This window comes from Dongia sp. P2_B8 (assembly GCF_056404715.1).
In genome coordinates this window covers 23,303-46,806 of record NZ_JBFUDM010000011.1, presented here as the reverse complement: position 1 = coordinate 46,806, position 23,504 = coordinate 23,303, and the positions used below count along the sequence as shown (strand labels likewise).

Genomic DNA, 23,504 nt, shown 5'->3' with positions numbered 1-23,504 from the left:
CGTCAACCCCACGGTCAATGTCGGCGACATCCTCAAGGAACTCGGCTTCTCCTACACCGTCGAAGACGGCGACCACACCCAGGCCAGCGGCGGCCTCACCGTCAAAGTCGTCGATGACGGGCCGATCGCCTGCGTCAGCAACGCGTCCGCAGACAGGCTGGTCCTGGATGAAACGCGACCGGTCGGTACGGATACCGATGACGGCGATTCACCGAGCGGCCGCCAGACCGTATCGGCCAATTTCGCGGACAATTTCAGTTCAGATGGCGGCTTTACCTATGGCGCGGATGGCCCCGGTGGCGTGACCTATGCGCTGACGCTGACCGGCTCGAACGTCAATTCCGGCCTTTACGCGCTGGATCCGTCAGACACTGTCGACGGCAGCGATGGCATCGGCCAGGGCAACCAAATCGTCCTCAACAAGGTCGGCAATGACATCGTCGGCACGGCAAACGGCACCGAATATTTCCGCATCAGTGTCGATGCCAATGGCGTGGTGACCTTCAGCCAGTCGAACAATATCTGGCACGCCAACACGAACGACAATGATGATAGCCAGACTCTCACTCTGTCCAACGCGAACCTGCTGAAAATCGTCCAGACCCTGGTGGATGCCGACGGTGATCATGATTCTGCCTCGATCAATCTCGGCCAGGGCGTTTTCAAGATTGAAGATGACGGCCCGACGGCCATCGTGAAGCACGGATCCACGGCCGACACCCTGACTCTGGACGAAACGCGTCCGCTGGGCACGGATACTGATGGCGGTGCGCCGAATGGCCTTGCCTCGGTGACGGCGAATTTCGCGGACAATTTCAACTCCCAGGCCGGCTTCGACTATGGCAGCGACGGCCCGGGCCATGTGGCCTATACGCTCTCGCTGTCTTCGAACGGCATCGGGTCGGGCCTCTATGCCCTGGATCCCAGCGATACGAGCGACGGCCAGGACGGTATCGGCCAGGGCTCACAGATCCTGCTGAGCAAGGACGGCAACGATGTCGTTGGCAAAGTGGGTTCGACGGAATACTTCCGCATCAGCGTCGATGAAGACACTGGCCAGGTGACGTTCAGCCAATCGAACAATATCTGGCACAGCAACACCGGTAGCGATGACGACAGCCAGACTCTCACTCTGTCCAACGCCAGCCTGCTGAAGATCGTTCAAACGCTGACGGATGCGGATGGCGACACTGACTCGGCCTCAATCAATCTCGGCCAGGGTGTGTTCAAGATCCAGGATGATGGTCCGGATGCGATCGTGAAGCCGGGTTCTGTGGCAGATATCCTGACTCTCGATGAAACGCGCCCGCTGGGCACGGATACCGACGGTGGTGCGCCGAACGGCGTGGCCTCGGTAACGGCGAACTTTGCCGACAATTTCAACTCGGCGGCTGGCTTCGATTACGGCACCGATGGTCCGGGCTCGGTTGCCTATGCGCTGTCGGTGAGCGCCAACGGCATTGGCTCCGGCCTCTATGCGTTGGATGCCTCGGACAAGTCGGCCGTTGACGGTGACGGGATCGGCCAGGGTTCGCAAATCGTCCTCAACAAGGTCGGTACCGACATTCTCGGCCAAGTTGGCGGAACGACCTACTTCACGATCAGTGTTGATGCCAACGGCGTGGTGACGTTCAGCCAACAGAAGAATATCTGGCACAGCGACACGGGCAACGATGACGACACGTCGACGCTGAACACGGTGACGGCGGACAAGCTGAAGCTGACGCAAACGTTGACGGATGCGGACGGCGACAAGGATTCAGCGTCGATCGATCTCGGCCAGGGTGTGTTCAAGATCCAGGACGATGGTCCGGATGCGATCGTGAAGCCGGAATCGGTCGCGGATACGTTGACCCTCGACGAATCGCCGCTGTCGCCCAATGGCGACGGCATCCATACGGTGACGGCAAACTTTGCCGACAATTTCAACTCGGCCGCTGGGTTCGATTACGGCAGTGATGGTCCGGGCTCGGTCGCCTATGCGTTGAGCCTGACGGGCACAAACGTGGGCTCCGGCCTTTATGCACTGGAGCCGTCGGATACCGTCGACGGCAGCGACGGCATCGGCCAGGGCGACCAGATCGTCCTCAACAAAGTTGGCAACGACATCGTCGGCAGCGTGGGCGGCACAGAATATTTCCGCATCAGTGTCGACGCCAATGGCGTGGTGACGTTCAGCCAGTCGAACAATATCTGGCACAGCAACACCGGCAGCGACGACGACAGCCAGACTCTCACGCTGTCCAACGCCAACCTGCTGAAGATCGTCCAGACTCTGACGGACGCGGATGGCGACAAGGATACGGCGTCGATCGACCTTGGCCAGGGCGTGTTCAAGATCCAGGACGACGGCCCAGATGCGATCGTGAAGCCGGGTTCGGTCGCGGATACGTTGACCCTCGATGAAACGCGCCCGCTGGGCACGGACACTGATGGTAGTGCACCGAACGGCCTAGCCTCGGTGACGGCGAACTTTGCCGACAACTTTAACTCGGTGGCCGGCTTCGATTACGGTACCGACGGTCCGGGCTCGGTTGCCTATGCGCTGAACCTCACGGGATCGAACGTCCAGTCGGGCCTCTTTGCGCTGCAGTCCTCTGATAAATCGGCCGTCGATGGCGACGGTATCGGCCAGGGCTCCGCGATCCTGCTGAACAAGGTCGGCAACGACATCGTCGGCTCGGTCGGCGGCACGGAATATTTCCGCATCAGTGTCGACGCCAATGGCGTGGTGACGTTCAGCCAGTCCAACAATATCTGGCATAGCGACACCGGGAATGATGACGACAGCCAGGCCTTGACTCTGTCCAACGCGAACCTGCTGAAGATCGTCCAAACGCTGACCGATGCGGACGGCGACAAGGATTCGGCATCGATCGACCTTGGCCAAGGTGTGTTCAAGATCCAGGATGACGGTCCGGATGCGATCGTGAAGCCGGGCTCGGTGGCAGATACGCTGACTCTCGACGAATCACCGCTGTCGCCCAATGGTGACGGCATCCACACGGTGACGGCGAACTTTGCCGACAATTTCAATTCGGTGGCTGGCTTCGATTACGGTACCGACGGCCCGGGCTCGGTTGCCTATGCACTGAACCTCACGGGATCGAACGTCCAGTCGGGCCTCTTTGCGCTGCAACCCTCAGATAAATCAGCCGGCGATGGCGATGGCATCGGCCAGGGTTCCGAGATCCTGCTGAACAAGGTCGGTAACGACATCGTCGGTTCGGTCGGCGGCACGGAATATTTCCGCATCAGTGTCGACGCCAATGGCGTGGTGACGTTCAGCCAGTCCAACAATATCTGGCATAGCGACACTGGCAACGATGACGACAGCCAGACTCTGACTCTGTCCAATGCGAACCTGCTGAAGATCGTCCAGACTCTGACGGATGCGGATGGCGATGCCGATTCCGCGTCGATCAATCTCGGCCAGGGTGTGTTCAAGATCCAGGATGATGGTCCGAAGGCGAGCGCCAAGGACGGTGTCTCGGCCAGCACCTTTGTCGATGAATCGACAGGTCTGGGCAGTGGGCTCGATGGCATCAATCCAGCCACGATCAATGCGGTGACAGTGGCTGGCTTATTCAATGCCCCGGCGGGTGGTACCGATGGTTTGGGCTCGATCACTTACAAGCTCAGCGCGACCGATGGTGCCAAGACCGGCCTGTGGCTGACCGGCCATTCGGGTGCTGCCAACGAAATCGTGTTGGTGAAGATTTCGGACACGCAATACGAAGGCCATGAAGGCACGGCTGCCGGCACCAAGGCGTTCACGGTGTCGATCGACCCGGCGACGGGTGCGGTGACGTTGACGCAATCGGCAACACTTGAGCATACCACGGATGGCGGCCCGGGTGCGGCGCATGATGACTCGCTCAGCCTCAGCGCTGCGGCCGGGATCAAGGTCGTGCAGCATGTGACCGACACGGACGGTGACTTCAGCGAAGCCACCAGCGCCAACGCGCTCGGGCTCAGCTTCCAGGACGATGGTCCGAAGGCGAGCGCCGTGAACGGTGTCACGGCCGGCGTCATTCTGGACGAATCGAATGGTACCGGCAGCGGCAATGACGGGATCAATCCCGGCACGATCAGCGCGGCGGCCATTTCCGGTCTCTTCAACGCGCCCAACGGCGGGGCGGATGGTCTGGGTACGACCACCTATAAACTATCAGCGACCGATGGCGCGAAGACAGGCCTGTGGCTGACCGGCCATTCAGGTGCCGCGAACGAGATCGTGCTCGTCAAGATCTCCGACACGCAATATGAAGGCCATGAAGGCAACGCAGCCGGCACCAAGGCGTTCACCGTCTCGATCGACCCAGCGACGGGTGCGGTCACGGTGACCCAGGCGGCGACGCTTGAGCACACGGTTGATGGTGGTCCGGGTGCGGCGCATGACGACAGCCTGTCCCTGACCGGAGCAGCCGCGATCAGTGTTGTGCAGCAGGTCACCGACAAGGACGGCGACTATACGGATGCCACCAGTGCCAATGCACTTGGCATCAGCTTCCAGGACGATGGTCCGAAGGCGAGCGCGAAGGACGGTGTCTCGGCCAGCGTCATTCTGGACGAATCCAATGGTACCGGCAGCGGCAATGACGGGATCAATCCCGGCACGATCAGTGCGGCAGCGATCCAGGCTCTGTTCAACGCGCCTAACGGCGGTGCGGACGGATTGGACACGACCACCTACAAGCTCTCGGCGACCGATGGTGCGAAGACCGGCCTGTGGCTCACGGGTCATTCGGGTGCTGCCAACGAGATCGTGTTGGTGAAGATCTCCGACACGCAATACGAAGGCCATGAAGGCAACGCGGCCGGCACCAAGGCGTTCACGGTCGAGATCGATCCGGCAACGGGTGCGGTCACGGTGACCCAGGCGGCGACGCTAGAGCACACGGTCGATGGTGGCCCGGGTGCCGCCCATGATGACAGCCTGTCATTGACGGGGGCTGCTGCGATCAGTGTCGTGCAGCATGTGACCGACAAGGATGGCGACTATACCGACGCCACCAGTGCCAATGCGCTTGGCATCAGCTTCGAGGATGACGGTCCGAAGGCGAGCGCCAAGACCGGCATCATCATGAACTTCGTTCTGGACGAATCGAATGGTACCGGCAGTGGCAATGACGGGGTCAATCCACTCACGCTCAACGTGGCAAGCCTCTTCAACACGCCTGCCGGCGGCGCGGACGGGCTGGGTACGACAACCTATAAACTGTCGGCTACCGACGGCGCGAAGACGGGCCTGTGGCTCACGGGCCATTCGGGTGCCGCGAACGAGATCGTGCTCGTCAAGATCTCCGACACACAATACGAAGGCCATGAAGGCAACGCGGCCGGCACCAAGGCATTCACGGTGTCGATCGACCCGGCGACGGGTGCGGTCACGGTGACCCAGTCGGCGACACTTGAGCACACAACGGATGGCGGTACGGCGGCAGACCATGACGACAGCCTCAGCCTCAGTGCTGCGGCTGGTATCAAGGTCGTGCAGCAGGTCACCGACAAGGATGGCGACTTCAGCGAGGCCACCAGTGCTAATGCGCTTGGCATCAGCTTCCAGGACGATGGTCCGAAGGCGAGCGCGAAGGACGGTGTCTCGGCCAGCGTCATTCTGGACGAATCCAATGGTACCGGCAGCGGCAATGACGGGATCAATCCCGGCACGATCAGCGCGGCAGCCATTTCTGGTCTGTTCAATGCGCCTTCCGGCGGTGCGGACGGTTTGGACACGACCACCTATAAGCTCTCGGCAACCGATGGTGCGAAGACGGGCCTGTGGCTGACCGGCCATTCGGGTGCGGCCAACGAGATCGTGTTGGTGAAGATCTCCGACACGCAATATGAAGGCCATGAAGGCAACGCAGCCGGCACCAAGGCGTTCACGGTCTCGATCGATCCGGCGACGGGTGCGATCACAGTGACCCAGGCGGCGACGCTTGCACACACGATCCCGGGTGCCGAGCATGATGACAGCCTGTTCCTGACGGGTGCTGCCGCGATCAATGTCGTACAGCACGTCACCGACAAGGATGGCGACTATGCCGACGCCACCAGTGCCAATGCCTTGAGCATCAGCTTCGAGGACGATGGTCCGAAGGCGAGTGCAAAGGACGGCGTCACGGCCAGCGTCATTCTGGACGAATCGAATGGTACCGGCAGCGGCAATGACGGGATCAATCCTGGCACGATCAGCGCGGCAACCATTTCCAGTCTGTTCAACGCACCTGCCGGCGGTGCGGACGGTCTGGGTTCGACGATCTACAAACTGTCGGCGACCGATGGCGCGAAAACCGGCCTGTGGCTGACTGGCCATTCAGGCGCGGCCAATGAGATCGTGCTCGTCAAGATTTCCGACACGCAATACGAGGGCCATGAAGGCAACGTGGCCGGCACCAAGGCGTTCACGGTGTCGATCGACCCGGCAACGGGTGCGGTCACGGTGACCCAGGCGGCGACGCTTGAGCACACCACAGATGGCGGCACGGTGGCAGACCATGATGACAGCCTCAGCCTCAGTGCTGCGGCTGGTATCAAGGTCGTACAGCTTGTCATCGATAAGGATAGTGACTTCAGCGTGGCCACCAGCGCCAATGCGCTCAGCATCAGCTTCCAAGACGATGGCCCGAAGGCAAGCGCCAAGGACGGCGTCTCGGCCAGCACCTTTGTCGATGAATCGACAGGTCTGGGCAGTGGGGTCGATGGCATCAATCCAGCCACGATCAACGCAGCGACGGTGGCTGGCTTGTTCAATGCCCCGGCGGGTGGTGCCGATGGTTTGGACACGACCACTTACAAACTCAGCGCGACCGATGGTGCGAAGACGAGCCTGTGGCTGACCGGCCATTCGGGTGCTGCCAACGAGATCGTGTTGGTGAAGATCTCCGACACGCAATACGAAGGCCATGAAGGCACGGCTGCCGGCACCAAGGCGTTCACGGTGTCGATCGACCCGGCGACGGGTGCAGTGACGTTGACGCAATCGGCAACACTCGAGCACACCACAGACGGCGGCCCGGGTGCGGCACATGATGATAACCTGTCCTTGACGGGGGCTGCTGCGATCAGTGTCGTGCAGCATGTGACCGATAAGGACGGCGATTTTAGCGAAGCCACCAGCGCCAACGCGCTTGGCCTTAGCTTCCAGGACGATGGTCCGAAGGCGAGCGCCGTGAACGGTGTCACGGCCAGCGTCATTCTGGACGAATCGAACGGTACCGGCAGCGGCAATGACGGGATCAATCCCAATGTGATCAATGCGGCGGCGGTCCAGGCCTTGTTCAACGCGCCCAACGGCGGTGCGGATGGATTGGATTCGACCAGCTACAAGCTCTCGGCCACCGACGGTGCCAAGACCGGCATGTGGCTGACCGGCCATTCAGGTGCTGCCAACGAGATTATCCTCGTCAAGATCTCCGACACCAAATTCGAAGGCCACGAAGGCACGGCTGCCGGCACCAAGGCGTTCACGGTCGAGATCGATCCGGCAACGGGTGCGGTCACGGTGACCCAGGCGGCGACGCTTGAGCACACCGTCGATGGTGGCCCGGGTGCTGCCCATGATGACAGCCTGTCCCTGACGGGGGCCGCTGCGATCAGTGTTGTACAACACGTCACCGACAAGGACGGTGATTATACTGACGCCACCAGCGCCAACGCACTTGGCATCAGCTTCCAGGACGACGGTCCGAAGGCGGTGGGCGAAGGCACCTATGTGATCAGCTCGCTCGTGGCCGGCGCCGAGGTATCCGGCAATCTCCTGTCGAACGGTGACGGTTTCGGTGCCGATGGCGGGGCGATCAGCAAGATCACCTGGAACGGCACCGACTATACGCCGGACGTCAATGGCAACATCGTCATCAACGCGACCGGTGGCCAGCTGGTCGTCAAGGGGTCCGATGGGTCCTGGTCGTTCGACCAGGCTAACTATGCCGGCTCGGCCACCACGCATACCTTCACATACACGCTGACCGACGGCGACAATGACAGCGACACGGCGACCTTTAACGTTGCCCTGGCGGTGTCCAAAAATCCGTCCTTCACAGTCACGGATGCCAAGGTCGACGAGGATGGTCTGCAACTGCAGACCGGCGAGGCAGCCAGCAACGGCGACGACAATCAGGACAGCGGCGACAGCGGTGCAGGCTTGGGTGATCCGGACGGCGCTGGCTCGCGCAACTCTGAATCCATCTGGCAGCAGCAGCTGGTCGTCGATTGGGGTGGTCCCGCCAGCGGCAGCTTCACCCTTGCGGTGGGCTCTGTCGACGGCAACGGCTTCCTCAAGGACAGCAACGGCAATCTGCTGAAGACGATCTCGGGTGACGAAATCGAAGTGGTTGCGACCAATGGCGGCAAGACGCTCACCGGCTATGCCGATGCGGACGTCGTCGGCGGTGTTGTCGCTGGTGGGGCGACCCCCATCTTTACGATCGATATCACCAATGGCGGCCTGCTCACCGTCAACCTGCTGCAGCCGATCCAGCATCCGGGCCACGACAACCCGGATGTCGCCGGAACGCAGACGTCGTTCGAAGACAATCTTGGCTTTGCCATCACGGTGACGGCAACCAACTCGAACAACCAAAGTACCGTTCATGACTTCCAGGTCGATGTCGACGATGACACGCCGACGGTCACAGCTGGTTCGGATGCCGGCCTGACGTTGACGGTGGACGAGACCATTCTGACGACCAATGCAACGCAGAGCTTCGCAGCGGCATTCACGTCGGAATACGGGGCGGATGGTGCGGGCACAGTTACCTACGCGTTGAGCGTGACGGTGGGTGCCTCTGGCCTGATCGACACCGCGACGAACGAAGCGGTCAATCTGGTCATGAACGGCAGCACGGTCGAGGGCCGCACGGCGATCAGCAACCTGCTGGTGTTCACGGTGGTGACGGACGGCTCGGGCAATGTGACGCTCGACCAGATCCGTGCCGTGGTCCATCCGAACAGTCTCAATCCGGACGATTCGGTGACACTCGGTGCCGACTCACTGGTCAAGCTGACGGCGACGATCACGGATAGGGACGGCGACGGCACCAGTTCGGCGCTCAACATCGGCCAGAATCTGATCTTCAAGGACGACGGTCCGGCGATCAGCCTCTCCGGGACGGAGAACACGCTGACGGTGGACGAGACGTTCCTTGCCATCGACGCGACGCAGGCCTTTGCGACAGCGTTCACCTCGTCCTACGGGGCAGATGCTGCGGGCACAACCACCTATGCGCTCGCTGTCACGGCCGGTGCCTCTGGTCTGATCGATACGGCGAGCAACCAGGCAGTCGTCTTGAGCATGAATGGCGGCGTGGTGGAAGGCCGGACGGCGATCAGCAACGAACTGGTGTTCACGGTGACAGTGAACAGTTCGGGCAATGTGACGCTCGATCAGATCCGAGCGGTGGTGCATCCGACCAACAATCCCGACGAGCCGACTTCGCTCAACGCCGACACTTTGGTCCGCCTGACGGCAACAATCACGGACAAGGACGGCGACAGCACCAGCGCGACGCTGAATATCGGCCAGAATCTGGTGTTCAAGGATGATGGTCCCTCGATCGCCCTCTCTGGGACGGAAGCAACGCTGACGGTAGACGAGACAATCCTCACCACCAATGCGACACAAGCTTTTGCCTCAGCCTTCACGTCGACCTACGGGGCGGATGCAGCCGGCACGACGACCTACGCGCTGAGTGCGACGGCCGGCGCCTCCGGCCTGGTCGACACGGCGACGAATGAAGCGGTCAATCTGGTCATGAACGGCAGCACGGTCGAGGGTCGCACGGCGACCACCAACCTGCTGGTATTCACGGTGGTGACGGACAGTTCCGGCAATGTAACACTCGATCAGATCCGTGCCGTCGTACATCCGACGACCAATCCGGACGAATCGAAGACGCTGAGCAGCGACACCCTGGTGAAGCTGACAGCGACGATTACGGACAAGGATGGCGACACCAGCAATGTGGCACTGAACATCGGGCAGAATCTGGTGTTCAAGGATGATGGCCCGTCGATCACGCTCTCCGGGACGGAGAACACGCTGACGGTGGACGAGACGATCCTTGCCACCAATGCGACGCAGGCTTTTGCCTCAGCCTTCACGCCGATCTACGGGGCGGACGGTGCTGGGACGACCACTTACGCGTTGAGTGTGACGGCCGGCGCCTCTGGCCTGGTCGACACGGCGACGAATGAAGCGGTCAATCTGGTCATGAACGGCAGCACGGTCGAGGGTCGCACGGCGACCACCAACCTGCTGGTATTCACGGTGGTGACGGACAGTTCCGGCAATGTGACGCTCGATCAGATCCGTGCCGTCGTACATCCGACGACCAATCCGGACGAATCGAAGACGCTGAGCAGCGACACCCTGGTGAAGCTGACAGCGACGATTACGGACAAGGATGGCGATAGTGCCATCGCGACACTGAATATCGGCCAGAATCTGGTGTTCAAGGATGATGGTCCGGATGCGGTGGATGACAACAATGCCGTGGTCACGACAGGTACGCCGATCACCGGCAATGTGACGGCCAACGACAGTTCGGGCGCCGACGTCAAGAGCAGCTTCCCGCAGGGCGAAGTGACCAAGTTCACCATCGACGGCATCGACTATGCCGCCAATGGCGCGGTTCACAATATCCCGGGCCACGGCACGATGAGCATGAACGCGACCGGTTCGTACGCCTTCACCCAGACCGAGGGCGCTGCCGGCACGATGAACGTGACCTACACGCTGAAAGACGCTGACGGCGACACAGATACGGCGGTTCTCCACATCGCCACGGTGAACGATCTCGCGCCGATCAACTACAACGACGCCAATGCAAGCAATGAGAACGTGACGCAGGACACCAATATCATGGTGATCCTCGACGTCTCTGGATCGATGGCCGACGACGCAGATGCCAATACGGCGGGCACGCAGTCGCGTCTCGAATTCTGCAAGGCGGCACTCATTCAGCTGCTCAATGCCTATGACGCCCTGGGCGAAGTCAAGGTCACCATCGTGTCGTTCACGACCGGTGCCGAGATCCAGCTCGCCTGGAGCAGCGTTGCGGCGGCGATCACTGAGATCAACACCTTTAACCCGCAGGATTACACCAACTATCAGGCGGCAGTGGAAACGGCAGATGACGCCTGGGTCGCGGCAGGCAAGATCCCGGGTGCCCAGAACGTCGTCTACTTCCTCTCGGATGGCAATCCTACCATCGGTGGTGACGGCAGCAACCATCTGACCCAGAGCCAGAAGGATACCTGGGACGCGTTCCTCGAAAACCCGGCCAACGATATCGACCATGTCTATGCGGTTGCGGTCGGTGACGGGATCGGCGGCAATGAAGCCAACCCGGACAGCGACCTCAAGGACGTCGCCGACCCCGATGGCAATGACTCGCCGGACGGCCAGGTGCTCTATGTCAACGACGCCACGGCCCTTGCGGACCGCCTGGTCGGCACCATCGCCAATCAGCCGATCGCCGGCAACGTGTTGACCGGTGTCGATACATCGGGTGTTGGTGATACGGGTGTACTGCACACCACGCCGGATGCGGCTGGCACCGGCACGACCTTCGTCGACAGCTTCGTCTACGACAGCGCCAACAACGCCTTCGACGTCACCTTCTCATGGAATGGTGTCGCTGCGAACGTCACGGCGATCGGTGGCACCAATGTGGTCGTCAACGGCCATCTGGTGAGCTTCGATACCGGCTTCGGCAAGATGACCTTCAACTTCGACACCGGCGCCTACAGCCTGGCACCGGGGTCGGTCGCTGCCGACACCGATGTGAAGTTCCACTACACGACCAAGGATTCCGATGGCGACCATGACGCCGCGGGTGGCACCGATAGCGACAATGCCAACACCATCCCGGGTGGTGCGGATCTGGTCATTACGATCCACAATGTGGTGGCACCGCCTGCCATCACCTCGATCGACGACAATGTCGGCTCGATCCAGGGCGTGGTGCCGGATAACGGTTCGACCGACGACACGGTCCTCGTGCTGCACGGCACGTCCGACGCCGGGTCGCTGGTCAAGATCTATGACGGTGTGACTTTCCTCGGCAACGCCACTTCGGACGGTCTCGGCAACTGGACCTTCACCACGGTGGCGCTGGCCAATGGTACGGATCATCACTTCAACGCCACGGCGACCTTGGGCACCACCTCGGCACCGTCCTCCAACTATGACGTTACGATCGACACGACGGCCCCCACGGTTGCCGTCAACATCGTCGACGCGTCGCAGACCGACAGCAACAACAGCTCGGTCGTGACCTTCATCTTCTCGGAAGTCCCGGTTGGCTTCTCGGCGGTGGATGTCGGCGTCGTGGGTGGCACGGTGACGGGCCTCACCCAGGATCTGGGCAGCGATCCCAGCGGCAAGACCTGGACCGCAACCTTCAACGCTGCCGACAATTTCGAAGGCAACGCCACGGTATCGGTGCTCAACGGCAGCTATACCGATGCGGTTGGCAATGCGGGTGCTGGCGGCTCGGATACGGTGCCCGTGGACCGCGTCAACCCGACGGTCGCGGTCAACATCGTCGATGCCTCGCTCAACGATGGCGATACCAGCTCGGAAGTCCGCTTCGTGTTCAGCGAAGTGCCGAGCAACTTCACGGCAGCCGATATCACTGCCAGCAATGGCACTGTCTCCGGCCTGACGCAGAACCTTGGTATCGACCCAACCGGCAAGACCTACACGGCAACCTTCACGGCCACGGACGGTGTTTCCGCCAACGGCTCGGTGACGGTTGGCACCAGCTGGAACGATCCGGTCGGCAACGCCGCGGCTTCGGGCGGTTCGGATACGGTCTCGATCGACCGCAGCAACCCGACGGTCGCGGTCAACATTGTCGATGCTTCGTTGAACAACGCAGACCCAACCTCTGAAGTCCGCTTCGTCTTCAGCGAACTGGTCTCGAACTTCGATGCCAGCGACATCACCACGACCCATGGCACGATCTCTGGGCTTACCCAGAACTTCGGTGTCGATGCGACCGGCAAGACCTGGACGGCGACCTTCACCAAGGAAGCCAACTTTAACGGTTCGGGTTCGGTCACAGTCGGCACGGCTTATACCGACTTGGTTGGCAATGCCGCTGCGTCCGGTGGTTCGGATACGGTCACTTTGGTTGGCAACAGCAACCCGGTCGGCGGTGCGGATTTCATCCTCACCAGCGACACCGGCAATGTCATCATCCAGGACGCCTGGTTGCTCAAGAACGATACCGATGCCGAAACACCAGGCAGCTTGGCGATCACGGATGCCGACACGGCTTCTGGCTTCGATGCTTCCGATTACGACACCGTCCCGGCACATTCCGGCAGCACGGTAACCTTCAACCTGGACACCGATACCAGCCACTCGGTCTTCGTGGCCGATGGCGAGGCAACCGGCATCCATTACGATCTCTCGGATGGCAATGGCGGGACGGCCGACAATGTCCTCGCCACGGTCACCTATGAATCGGGCACGAGCCTGGTCGGCAGTGCCAATGCCGAAATCATCATCGGCGATGCTGATAATGAAACGCTGACCGGCAATGGCGGTGCCGATTACCTGATCGGCGGTGGCGGCAACGACACCCTGGTGTTCGACGCGGTAGATCATCTGGTCGATGGCGGCACCGGTTTCGACCGGGTCCAGACCACGGCCTCGACCTTCACATTCGACAATGTCGGCTCGGATGCGCAGTTTGCCAATGTCGAGATGGTCGACCTCGGTGACACCAACCATAATAGCAACCGTACGGTGGTTATTAATGTGGCGGACGTGCTGGACTCCAACCCGGTGACGGTCAATGTCGGTGGCACCAACCACCAGATCGACCTGTTCGTGATCGGCGACAACGGTACCGGCAACACCGACAACGTCGATATCGGTGCCGGCTTCGCCAAGATCGCCGATCTCAACGGCGCCGCTGGCGGGACACCCGATACGTTCAACTACACGGACGATGTGACGGGTGCGTCGCACACCTACTCGATCTACCAGAATGGCAACATCAAGGTTGCCATCGAGGTCGGGCTGGACGTCGTCTAGGAGATCGCAAATCGCGATTGATCTATCGGGGCGGCCTTCGGGCCGCCCCTTTTCTTTTGATGAAGCGTGATTGCTATTCTGCTGCCTTGAAATCCGCGACGCGGCGTTCCGCCGGATCCAGCAGATCCTCCGGCCGGTCCCGTTCGCGCAGGGTGACGATCCGGTCATCTGTCCCAATCATGATCGCTTTGGCGCGTTGGCGACCGCAATATTGGAACATTTCCTCGAGGGAATAGGCGCCGGTGTCGAGGAGGGCGATGAGGTCGCCGGGTGCCGTGGCGGCGGGCAGATTGCGTGTGCCGGGCAGGCGCACGATCTTGCTTTGCAAGTCTGCCAGAATTTCCGGTGTCACACCGGATGCGCCGGCCAGCTTCGCCTCAACCGACTTCCACAGATATTCGCCTTCGACATCGAAGTAGCAATCGGCGGAATCACAGAGCGGGCCGACCATCCGGAACGGTGTTTCGGCCGGCACGTCCATGCGGCTGGCATTCAGCATATGGTAGTACCAACGCACAGCCGCCGAATCCATCAGCAGATTGTAGCCGGCATCGAGATAGAGCCAGGGCATGTCGCGGCGGCTGCGCTGGCTTTCGATGCGGCTCAGTAGCAGCCCGCAATCGGCTACCATCGAGCGGCCTGGCTCGAAGAAGATCTCGGTCTCGGTTCCCACTTCCTTGGAGGCACGTGCGGCCACCGTGTGCATCATATCTGCCGCTGGATGATCTGCGGCAAAGGCGCTGAGGTCGAAACCATCTGCGTTGTTCGAGCCCGGCCGCTGGTGGGTGTAGTCGATCGGGTAGCCACCGCCAAGATTGATGTGCCGCAGGGGCTTCCCCAGCCTTGCTGCCATGTCTCTGGCCTGGCGTGCGGTAAAGCCGACACCGCTCTCGAAATCACTGAGGTCGAGGACCTGGCTGCCGATATGGATGTGAAGGCCGGCGACATCGATCGCCTGCGGATAGGCACGGGCGATGTCGATGGCAGCATTGAGCTCCTCCAGCGTCATGCCGAACTTGCTGCTGTCGGAGCCGGTCTGGATCCCGGCGGTGGCCCCGCCGCCGATCCCCGGTACGGCGCGCAAGGCCACGCGCGCCAGCTTGCCAAGCCGCGTCGCCACCTCGGCAATGCGGGCAAGTTCAAAGGCGGAATCGACATTGATCGACTGGATATTATGGCGGATGGCCTGCTCCAGTTCAGGCACCATCTTGGCGACCCCGTTAAAGACGATCTCGTCGGGGCCAAAGCCTGCGGCGAGGGCCTTCCACAATTCACCGCCGGAATTCACCTCGACGCCGAGGCCCTGGCCACGGATGACCTTCAGTACATGCAAATTGGAACAGGCCTTGCTGGCAAAGAAGATGCGCGCGCGCGGATGCCCGCTACGAGCGGCTTTCAGGAAGCCCGCCGCGTTGCTGGCCAGGCGCCGTTCTGAAAAGACGAAGAGTGGCGAGCCATGTTCTGTAGCAAGATCCACCAGATCATGGCCATCCATGGCGAGATGGGCGCCCTTGGCGGCGAGGTGATGTGGCAGTTGATAGGTTGTGGCCATGGTCGTCACCGCGCCATCTGCTTATCGAGCGGATAGATCGGCCGCGGCACATGGCGATAGGGCAGGCGGTCGTAATAGGTGGTGCAGAGCGCACCGCTGTCGCAGACGATTACCTTGCCGGCGATGGGCTCGAAGGCGGCACGGAAATGCTGCATGGATTTGAGGCCGACCACGGTCTTTGCCGCGGGATCGATGCCGAAGGCACGGAATTGCTGCAGATCCAGCATCTGTGCCGGTTCGGTCACGACCAGCACCTCGATGCCGCCCAGCTGGATCACCGCGGAGGGGCCAAAAGAGAGACGCAGGCCGCCCACCATCGGTCCGTCACCGACATAAGACCCGTCGCTGATCAGCCTGATCTCGCCCGTCACATCCAGCGGGGCACCGCCGAAGCGCGGGTCGGTCTTGCCGCCCAGTTTCATCGCGACCTTGTCGCCGACCTTATGACGGTGCAGCAGCTGTGCTGTTTCCGGGTCGACGATCGGCCCGAACGCGGCGTCGGTCAGCCCCGCCGCCAGGAACGCTGCCAGCAGATTGGTGGAATCGCCATAGCCGCCACCACCCGGATTGTCGGCGTAGTCGGCGACGATGATTGGCCCAAAGGTACGAGTATAGGCTTTGGCGATGCTGGCTGCTTCTTCGACCGGCATATAATTGTTAAGGACCTCGAAGCGTTTTTCCCACATGTCCTCGGCGATGCTTTCTGCAAAAGCGCGGTGTTTGACTTCATCACGGCCATCATAGGTGACCAGCACGGTGGGGCCGACATCGGCAATGTCGGCGTTGCCGAACCCGGCATTGATGCTGACTGCGAACACGCCAGGTTCCCGCTCATAGGTGACGGCCTGGGCGATACGTTGAATCATCGGGCCGATATCGGTGCGCCCGCCATTGGCCTCGTCCAGCATCGGCCGATGGACGCGGAGTGTCCGTGGCTTGATCTCGCCCTTCATGGCCCGTTGCAGGATCTCGCCGGCCTGGATGGCCCGCTCACGCATGTCGATATGCGGATAGGTCTTGTAGGACACGATGATATTGGCCAGCGCGCACATCGCCGGCGTCACATTGGCATGGAGGTCGAGCGTGATCGCGATGGGGAGGTCCGGGCCGACGACGGCGCGTAAGCGCCCTAGCAGCTCGCCTTCGCCATCCTGGTTGAATTCCGTCACCATGGCGCCGTGCAGGCCCAGCAGGATTCCGCCGAGCTTGTCCTTGTTTGCCTTTGCCGCCTCGACGATCTGTCCTGCCAGGCGGTCAAAAGCGTCGCGCGTCACATAGCCCGCGGGCTCGGCCGAAGCACTCAGCACATGAATGACCTCCCAGCCATGCTTGCGGCCGGTCTCCAGGAAGCCAGCAAGCTCAGTATTGGCACTGCCGCGCTCCTTGATCGCCTCGGCACCGAAGAAGCCATAGCGGTCCATGAAGGAATGATATTCGGTCAGGTTCTTGTTGAACGTGTTGGTTTCATGGGCGAATTCGGCGGTGAGCACGGTAAAGGTCATGATGGCTCCAACTCAGAGGGGGTGGTGGCAGGCGCTTGCATGGCCGCCTGTATCGGTGATGAGCTCCGGCCGCTCGCTGCGGCACGTGCCGTCTGCATGCGGGCAGCGCGCGGCAAAGGCGCAGCCCGGCGGCAGATCGAAAGCACTGGCGATCTCCCCCGTCAGCCGCTGGATCGTGCGGCGCTTGGTCGGATCGGGGGCAAAATTGCTCTCGAGCAGGGTCCGCGTATAGGGGTGCCGCGGGGCGGACTTCGGATCTGGCAGGATCTCAACCACACGGCCCAGATACATCACCACGATACGGTCGCAGAAATAGCGCACCAGGCCGAGATCATGAGAGATGAAAAGATAAGTGAGGCCGAGATCGGCCTGCAGCTTTTCCAAAAGCGAGATGATCTGTGCCTGGATCGAAACATCGAGTGAGGCGGTGGGCTCGTCCAGCACCAGGAAATCCGGCTCCAAGGCGAGGGCGCGGGCAATGCCGATGCGCTGACGTTGGCCGCCGGACAATTGATGTGGATAGCTCGACGCCATCTGCGCACCGAGACCGACCATGGCGAGCAGGACCTCGACCTTCGCGCGGGCCTCAGTAGCACCGAGCTTGATGTCCTGGATCTTGAACGGCTCCAGCAAGGCATCCGCCATGCTGTAGCGCGGATCGATCGCGGAATAGGGGTCCTGGAACACCATCTGCATGCGCCGGCGCAGGCGCCGCAGGGCGGGACCTGGCTGGCGGTGGAGATCGGTGCCGTCGAACATGATGCTGCCGGAACTGGGTTCCAGCAGCCGCAGCACCAGCCGGGCAAGTGTCGATTTGCCACAACCCGATTCGCCAACCACGCCGGTCACTTTCCCCCGCGGGATGTCGAGGTTGACGTCGCTTACTGCCATCATGCTGCGCATCTTGCCGAACAATCCCTTGCGGCTTTCAAAGCGCTTGCCAAGGCCACGCAACTCCACGAGAGAGGGATCACGCATGTGCACCTCCCACGGCATCAGGGAAATGACAGGCAATCTCGCCACCGCTGGAGGGATGGTCTAACGGCGGGACCATGCGGCTGCAGGGGTCACCCGCCTGGGCACAGCGCGGGTGATAGCGGCAGCCAGCCGGGTAATGAGATACGCTGGGAACCGCGCCCGGGATACCGGTCAGGCTGCCGGGCGGTGTTTCCTCCCGCGGGATGCAGTGGATGAGCGCCTTGGTATAGGGATGGCGGGGGCTGGCAAAGATCGCCTGCACATCGTGGCTTTCCGCGACACGGCCGGCATAGAGCACCACTACCCGGTCGCAGGTCTGTGCCACCACCCCCATGTCGTGGGTGATGAGGATGAGAGCCAGGTCCCGGTCGCGCACCAGTTCCACCAGCAGATCGACGATCTGCGCCTGGATAGTGACGTCCAAGGCGGTGGTCGGCTCGTCGGCGATGATGAGGTCTGGATCCGCCGCCAGCGCCATGGCGATGACGATGCGCTGCTTCATGCCGCCAGAGAGCTGGTGTGGATAATGATGATAAAGCGTCGCTGCCTCCGGCATGCGCAGCTTCTCCATGATCTCGATGCTGCGCGCCTGAGCGGCCTTGGCATCGAGACCCAGATGCAGGCGCGACACCTGGTCGATCTGCGCACCGACGCGCATCACAGGATCCAGCGAGGTCATCGGGTTCTGCGTGATGAAAGCAATGCGCCGCCCCCGCAACCTGCGGAAATCCTGCTCCGGCAGGGTGGTGAGATCGATGCCGTCGAAATTGATTGCACCGCGTTCGATGCGCCCGCCGATGAGTGGCAGCAATCCCATGACGGACAAAGCGGTCAAGGACTTGCCTGACCCGGATTCACCGACAATCCCCAGGATCTCGCCTTTGTCGACATGGAAGGAAATGCCGTCCAATGGCCGGATGCCATGGATATCAATGCTGAGATTGGTGACGTCGAGAAGGGCCATAGCCTCAGCCCTCCCGCAATTTGGCGCGGATATCGAGGGCGCGGATGAGAGCATCGCCGAAGAGATTGATCATGATCACGGTGATGGCGACGGCAAGACCCGGAAAGATGATGATCCAGGGTGCCTTGAAGATCTGTGCTGTCCCACTGCTCATCATGGCGCCCCAGCTCGGCATCGGCGGCTGTGCGCCCAGGCCGAAGAAGCCGAGGGTCGCTTCCAGGATGATGGCATCGCCCGTCGCCAGCATGCCGCAGACAATGACCGGCGCCAGGGCATTGGGCATCAGATGATGGAACACGATATGGCTGTGGCTGGCGCCGAGGTTGCGGGTTGCCTCGATATAGGTCTCGTTCTTGAGGCCCAGGATCTGCGCGCGGGTGAGGCGCGTGAACTGGGCGAGATAGGCAATGCCGATCGCCAGCATGGTGGAATGAAGGCCCGGCCCGATGATGGCAACCAGGATGAGTGCGATGAGGATTTCCGGAAACGACCAGGAAAGGTCGACCGCTGCCGTCACCAGCCGGTCGAACATGCCGCCGAAATAACCGGCGGCAGCACCCAGGGTCATACCGATGAGGACCGAGACGCTGATCGCCGTGATGCTGACTGACAGCGAGATGCGCGCGCCATACATGATGCGCGAAAGCACATCACGGCCGAATTCGTCGGTCCCCAACCAATGCAGCAGGCTCGGCGCCTGGCTCGCAATCTTCAAATCCTGCACGTCATAGGGATAGGGTGTGACCCAGGGGGCGAGCAGCGCCACCAGCACGACGACCAGCAGGAATCCGCCGGCAATGCCGCCTTTCAACGTCAGCAGGACCTTACCGGCCGTGCTGCGCCGGAAACTCTCCCAGGAACCGGGTGTGGCAATCATGGTCATGCTCATGACATGGCGTGCCGCACACGAGGATCCATTGCTGCCTGCACCAGATCGCCGACAAGTGTCCCCAGCATGACCGCGATGGCCAGCATCAGCAAACAACCCTGCATGACCGGATAGTCATGCTGGTTGAGCGCCTTGATCAGCAGCGTGCCAAGGCCCGGCCGGGCAAAGACGAATTCGACCGTGACGGCGCCGCCCAGGATCCAGCCGATGCGCAGGCCGAGGATCGTGACCACAGGCATCAAGGCGTGGCGCAACACGTGACGAAGCTGAATGCGCCGTGCCGGCAGGCCCTTGGCATGGAGCAGCAGTACAAAATCCTTCTGCGCCGTCTCCAGCATGGCAATGCGTGTCACGCGCGCGACCAGGGCCGTGCCGCCGAGGCCGATGGTCATCACCGGCAGGATGAGTGCCTGCCAGGTGCGGGCGCCGGAAACTGGCAGCCAGCCAAGTTGCACGGAAAAGAGCAGGATAAGCAGAAGTCCCAGCCAGAAGCTGGGGACGGTCGAACCAAGCAGAATGCCTGCCATGACGCCCTGGTCGATCTTGCTGTCCTTATAGATCGCGGCCAGCGTGCCAGCCGCGATGCCCAGCAGTGTCGAAAAGAGCAGGGCGCTGCCGCCCAGCCGCAGACTGAAGGGAATATTCTGGGCGAGCAGTGCCGAGACCGGCCGTCGCATGACGATGGCATCGCCGAGATCGCCCTGCGCCATCTTGCCCAGCCAGATGAGATATTGTTCGACCAGTGGCTTGTCCAGCCCATAGCGCGCGGTGATCACGGCCTTCTGGTCCGGCGTCGAGCCGATGCGCAGCAAATTGTCGATCGGGTCGCCCGGCACTAGGTGAATGATCGCGAAAATGATGATGGAAACGGTGAAGAAGACCGGGATCAGCAGCAACAGCCGCCTGACGATATAGCTCAGCATCCCGGTCTTCTCCCATCTACCGTTGACACAGTCTCTTGTTCTCTAAAAAGTCCGGCAATGACGGACTTGGTGACAAATCGACCGTGCCGTCCGACTCTTATTCAGCCACTTCCATATCCATGATCGACACCGAATCGATCTGGGTGGAGTGGATGGCTTCCGGCAGTTTCAGGCGTTCCTTGTTGTAGCCGATGTTCTGCACCGGCTGGTAGATCGGGGCAAAGACGAACTGCGACAGCAGGTATTCGTGATAGGTCTTGAAGTTGGCGATGCGCTCATCGACCGTCTTCGAGCCGGTGAGGGCGATCTTGTCGAGCTCTTCGGATTTCGGATCGTTCCACATCGAGATGTTGGGATAGCCCAAACGCTCGCCGCTGAAGAACCAGTCGAGGATGTCGGCATTGTTCCAATTGTAGGAACGCACCGCCAGCTGGTGCTCATTCTTCTTGTATTGATCCTTGATGGCGCTGGAATCAAAGACGGTGATCTCGGCATTCATGCCGACCGCCTTCAACTGCGCCTGGACTGCTTCGGTCAGCCGCTTGAATTCGGTGTCTGACTGCGTCCACAGTTTGACGGTCAAGGGTTTGCCGTCCTTCACCCGGATGCCGTCGTCGGCCAATTTCCAGCCAGCTTCGTCGAACAGTTTCGCCGAGCGCGCCGGGTCATAGCTGATCTCGTATTTGGGATCGACCTTCGACTCAGGCAGTGCGCTGATCAGGAAGTTATGCGCTTCCGACCCGACGCCGCCATAGATGCTGGCCAGGATTTCCTTCTGGTTGATGGCAAACGCCGTCGCTTCGCGCACCTTGATATCGTCGAAAGGTGCTTGGGTTACGTTGATCGGCATGTAGGCCACATCGAGACCTGGCAAGGTCAGCACCGAGACATTGGGTTCCGCCTTCAGCTCCCCTAGGAAATCAGTGGGCACGCCGAGGAGCAGGTCGACGCCGCCGGTCTTCAATTCGAGGAAGGCCGTCGATTCTTCCGGAATCTCGCGGAAGGTCAGTTTCTCGATCTTGGCCGGGCCTTTATTGTCCGACAGGGACGAGCCCCATTTGTAATCCTCGTTGCGGACCAGCACGGTTTCCTGGCCGACAGCGAAGCTTTCCAGCTTGTAGGGGCCGGTACCGATGGCGGCGGTGACGCCGAAATTATCGCCCAGCTCCTTATAGGCCTTGGGCGCCGGAATACCCATGAACACGCTGGAAAGGTTGAACAGAAGATTGGGTTCCGGATGCTTCATCACGAACTTCACGGTGTAGTCGTCGACCGTTTCCACCTTGTCGATGGCGCCCACCAGATACTCGTTATCGGTGCCGGCAAAATCGGGAATCCAAGCGGCGATGGCAGCGGCGTTGAACGGCTCGCCGTCATGGAAGGTGACGCCTTTCTTCAGATGAAAGATCCACTGCATGCCGTCCGGCGCTTCTTCCCAGGAATCGGCAAGGTGCGGATGAAAGCTCTGATCGGCATCCTGCACCACCAGCCGGTCGAAAATCAGCGAGGTGGCGATGTTCAGCATCGCGCCCTTGACCGGGTTATAGGTGGGGGCACCGACTTCGTTGGTGGCCATGACGAAGGTCGCTTCCTGCGACCAGGCCATCGAGACCGATCCGGCCAGGGTCATCAGCGCCGTCCCGCCGATGAGGAATGCTTTGCGCAACTGCTGTTTCAAGAAAGCCTCCATTTTGCTGTTTAATTATTATCTGGTCGTTCTTGGAAAGTGGGATGAGCCGGGTGGTGATGCGTCTTACGGAAGAGGTCCGGACGTATCGCCGACATAGCCGGTAAATCTGGAATAGAGCGCCGACACCTTGTTCATGCGCGCTTCAACCGATGGGCCGAGCTCGTTGAAGATGCTGTTGATGAGCAGCGAGATCAGGCTGGCGGCCGGCGCCGTCGCATCCCAGAACTGGTTGATATCGGTCTGAACGACGAACATCTCGTCGACCAGGTCGCGGCCCCAATCGCAATAGGGATCGGTGATCAGGGTTGACGGTATCTTGGCGGCCTTTGCCTCAGTGGCGAGCAGCCGGGCAAGGCGCGAATAGCGCCGCCCCTCGATCATCACCAGGCTGACCTTGCGCGGATCGGCGAGCAGCACCTCGGAAAAATTGCCGCCGGCCAGATCCAGGAGATGCACGCCGCCACGCAGATATTGCAGCTGGTTGACGAAAAATTGCGCCAGGCCCCGTTCGGTCTGGAAGCCGGTCACATAGATATCCGGAATACGCGCCAACCGCTTGACTGCGCGCTTCCATTCCTTGCTGTGGGCCAGTTCGTAATTGCTGACCAGAGAGGCGATCTCCATTTCCAGCCCGCGCGCCAGCTCATCGTCGCCCTTGCGGCTGCGCTCCCGGTAATCCTTCAGCCGGTCGCCGATCAGCCAGGGCTTGTCGCCGATATCGGCTTTGAGGTCGGCTTTCAAATCCTTGAAATGTTGATAGCCGATCGCACGGCAGAAGCGCCCGACCGACGGCTCGCTGACGCCGACTTTTTCAGCGAGCGTCGCTGCCGTCTCGAAGGGCAGGCCATTGAGATTGGCCAGCATGAAGCTCGCGATGGCTTTTTCCGTTTTGGTGGCGCGCGTCAAGGACGCGCTCAGCCGCTCACGCACCGAATCGCGCATGTCTC

At 61.1% G+C, this 23,504-nt stretch carries 9 protein-coding genes; 1 reads left to right on the top strand and 8 read right to left on the bottom strand.

Annotated features, from left to right (window positions below; all coding sequences use genetic code 11):
- The coding region (locus AC1DWZ_RS23825) for a DUF5801 repeats-in-toxin domain-containing protein (RefSeq protein ID WP_477171457.1) at nt 1-14,059 on the top strand (14,059 nt) is incomplete at its 5' end.
- A 73-nt stretch (nt 14,060-14,132) separates the two neighbouring features.
- On the opposite strand, the gene AC1DWZ_RS23820 is transcribed toward AC1DWZ_RS23825, so the two are convergent.
- From AC1DWZ_RS23820 to AC1DWZ_RS23785, 8 genes are all read right to left on the bottom strand, one after another.
- Complete coding sequence (locus tag AC1DWZ_RS23820; RefSeq protein WP_477171456.1) at nt 14,133-15,611, bottom strand: diaminopimelate decarboxylase family protein; 1,479 nt, start codon at nt 15,609-15,611, stop codon at nt 14,133-14,135.
- 5 nt (nt 15,612-15,616) lie between these two features.
- Nucleotides 15,617-17,113, bottom strand: a complete 1,497-nt coding sequence (locus tag AC1DWZ_RS23815) for a M81 family metallopeptidase (protein ID WP_477171455.1) — start codon at nt 17,111-17,113, stop codon at nt 15,617-15,619.
- Between the two features lie 12 nt (nt 17,114-17,125).
- Entirely contained in the window at nt 17,126-18,091 is a 966-nt protein-coding gene (locus AC1DWZ_RS23810; RefSeq protein WP_477171454.1) for an ABC transporter ATP-binding protein, read from the bottom strand.
- The gene (locus tag AC1DWZ_RS23805) at nt 18,084-19,055 is read right to left on the bottom strand and encodes an ABC transporter ATP-binding protein (RefSeq protein ID WP_477171453.1); all 972 of its coding nucleotides are present in this window, start codon (nt 19,053-19,055) and stop codon (nt 18,084-18,086) included. The genes AC1DWZ_RS23810 and AC1DWZ_RS23805 overlap by 8 nt, the downstream gene beginning before the upstream one ends.
- Nucleotides 19,056-19,059: 4 nt before the next feature.
- Nucleotides 19,060-19,932: an ABC transporter permease gene (locus tag AC1DWZ_RS23800; protein WP_477171452.1), complete on the bottom strand. Its 873-nt coding sequence runs from the start codon at nt 19,930-19,932 to the stop codon at nt 19,060-19,062.
- An 8-nt stretch (nt 19,933-19,940) separates the two neighbouring features.
- On the bottom strand, nt 19,941-20,867 hold the full coding sequence (locus tag AC1DWZ_RS23795) for an ABC transporter permease (protein WP_477171451.1): 927 nt from the start codon (nt 20,865-20,867) through the stop codon (nt 19,941-19,943).
- Nucleotides 20,868-20,964: 97 nt separating this feature from the next.
- A complete protein-coding gene (locus tag AC1DWZ_RS23790) occupies nt 20,965-22,545 on the bottom strand; it encodes an ABC transporter substrate-binding protein (protein ID WP_477171450.1) in 1,581 nt (526 codons plus the stop codon).
- A gap of 75 nt (nt 22,546-22,620) precedes the next feature.
- Nucleotides 22,621-23,499 carry a MurR/RpiR family transcriptional regulator gene (locus AC1DWZ_RS23785; RefSeq protein WP_477171449.1) on the bottom strand — a complete coding sequence of 293 codons (879 nt, stop codon included), beginning with the start codon at nt 23,497-23,499 and terminating at the stop codon, nt 22,621-22,623.
- Nucleotides 23,500-23,504: the final 5 nt, after the last annotated feature.

What these genes read in the sequence shown, in the direction of transcription:
- AC1DWZ_RS23795 (WP_477171451.1), bottom strand. Translation starts at nt 20,867, where the DNA reads ATGCTGAGCTATATCGTCAGGCGGCTGTTGCTGCTGATCCCGGTCTTC.
- AC1DWZ_RS23785 (WP_477171449.1), bottom strand. Translation starts at nt 23,499, where the DNA reads ATGCGCGATTCGGTGCGTGAGCGGCTGAGCGCGTCCTTGACGCGCGCC.
- AC1DWZ_RS23815 (WP_477171455.1), bottom strand. Translation starts at nt 17,113, where the DNA reads ATGACCTTTACCGTGCTCACCGCCGAATTCGCCCATGAAACCAACACG.
- AC1DWZ_RS23805 (WP_477171453.1), bottom strand. Translation starts at nt 19,055, where the DNA reads ATGGCCCTTCTCGACGTCACCAATCTCAGCATTGATATCCATGGCATC.
- AC1DWZ_RS23810 (WP_477171454.1), bottom strand. Translation starts at nt 18,091, where the DNA reads ATGCGTGATCCCTCTCTCGTGGAGTTGCGTGGCCTTGGCAAGCGCTTT.
- AC1DWZ_RS23820 (WP_477171456.1), bottom strand. Translation starts at nt 15,611, where the DNA reads ATGGCCACAACCTATCAACTGCCACATCACCTCGCCGCCAAGGGCGCC.
- AC1DWZ_RS23800 (WP_477171452.1), bottom strand. Translation starts at nt 19,932, where the DNA reads ATGATTGCCACACCCGGTTCCTGGGAGAGTTTCCGGCGCAGCACGGCC.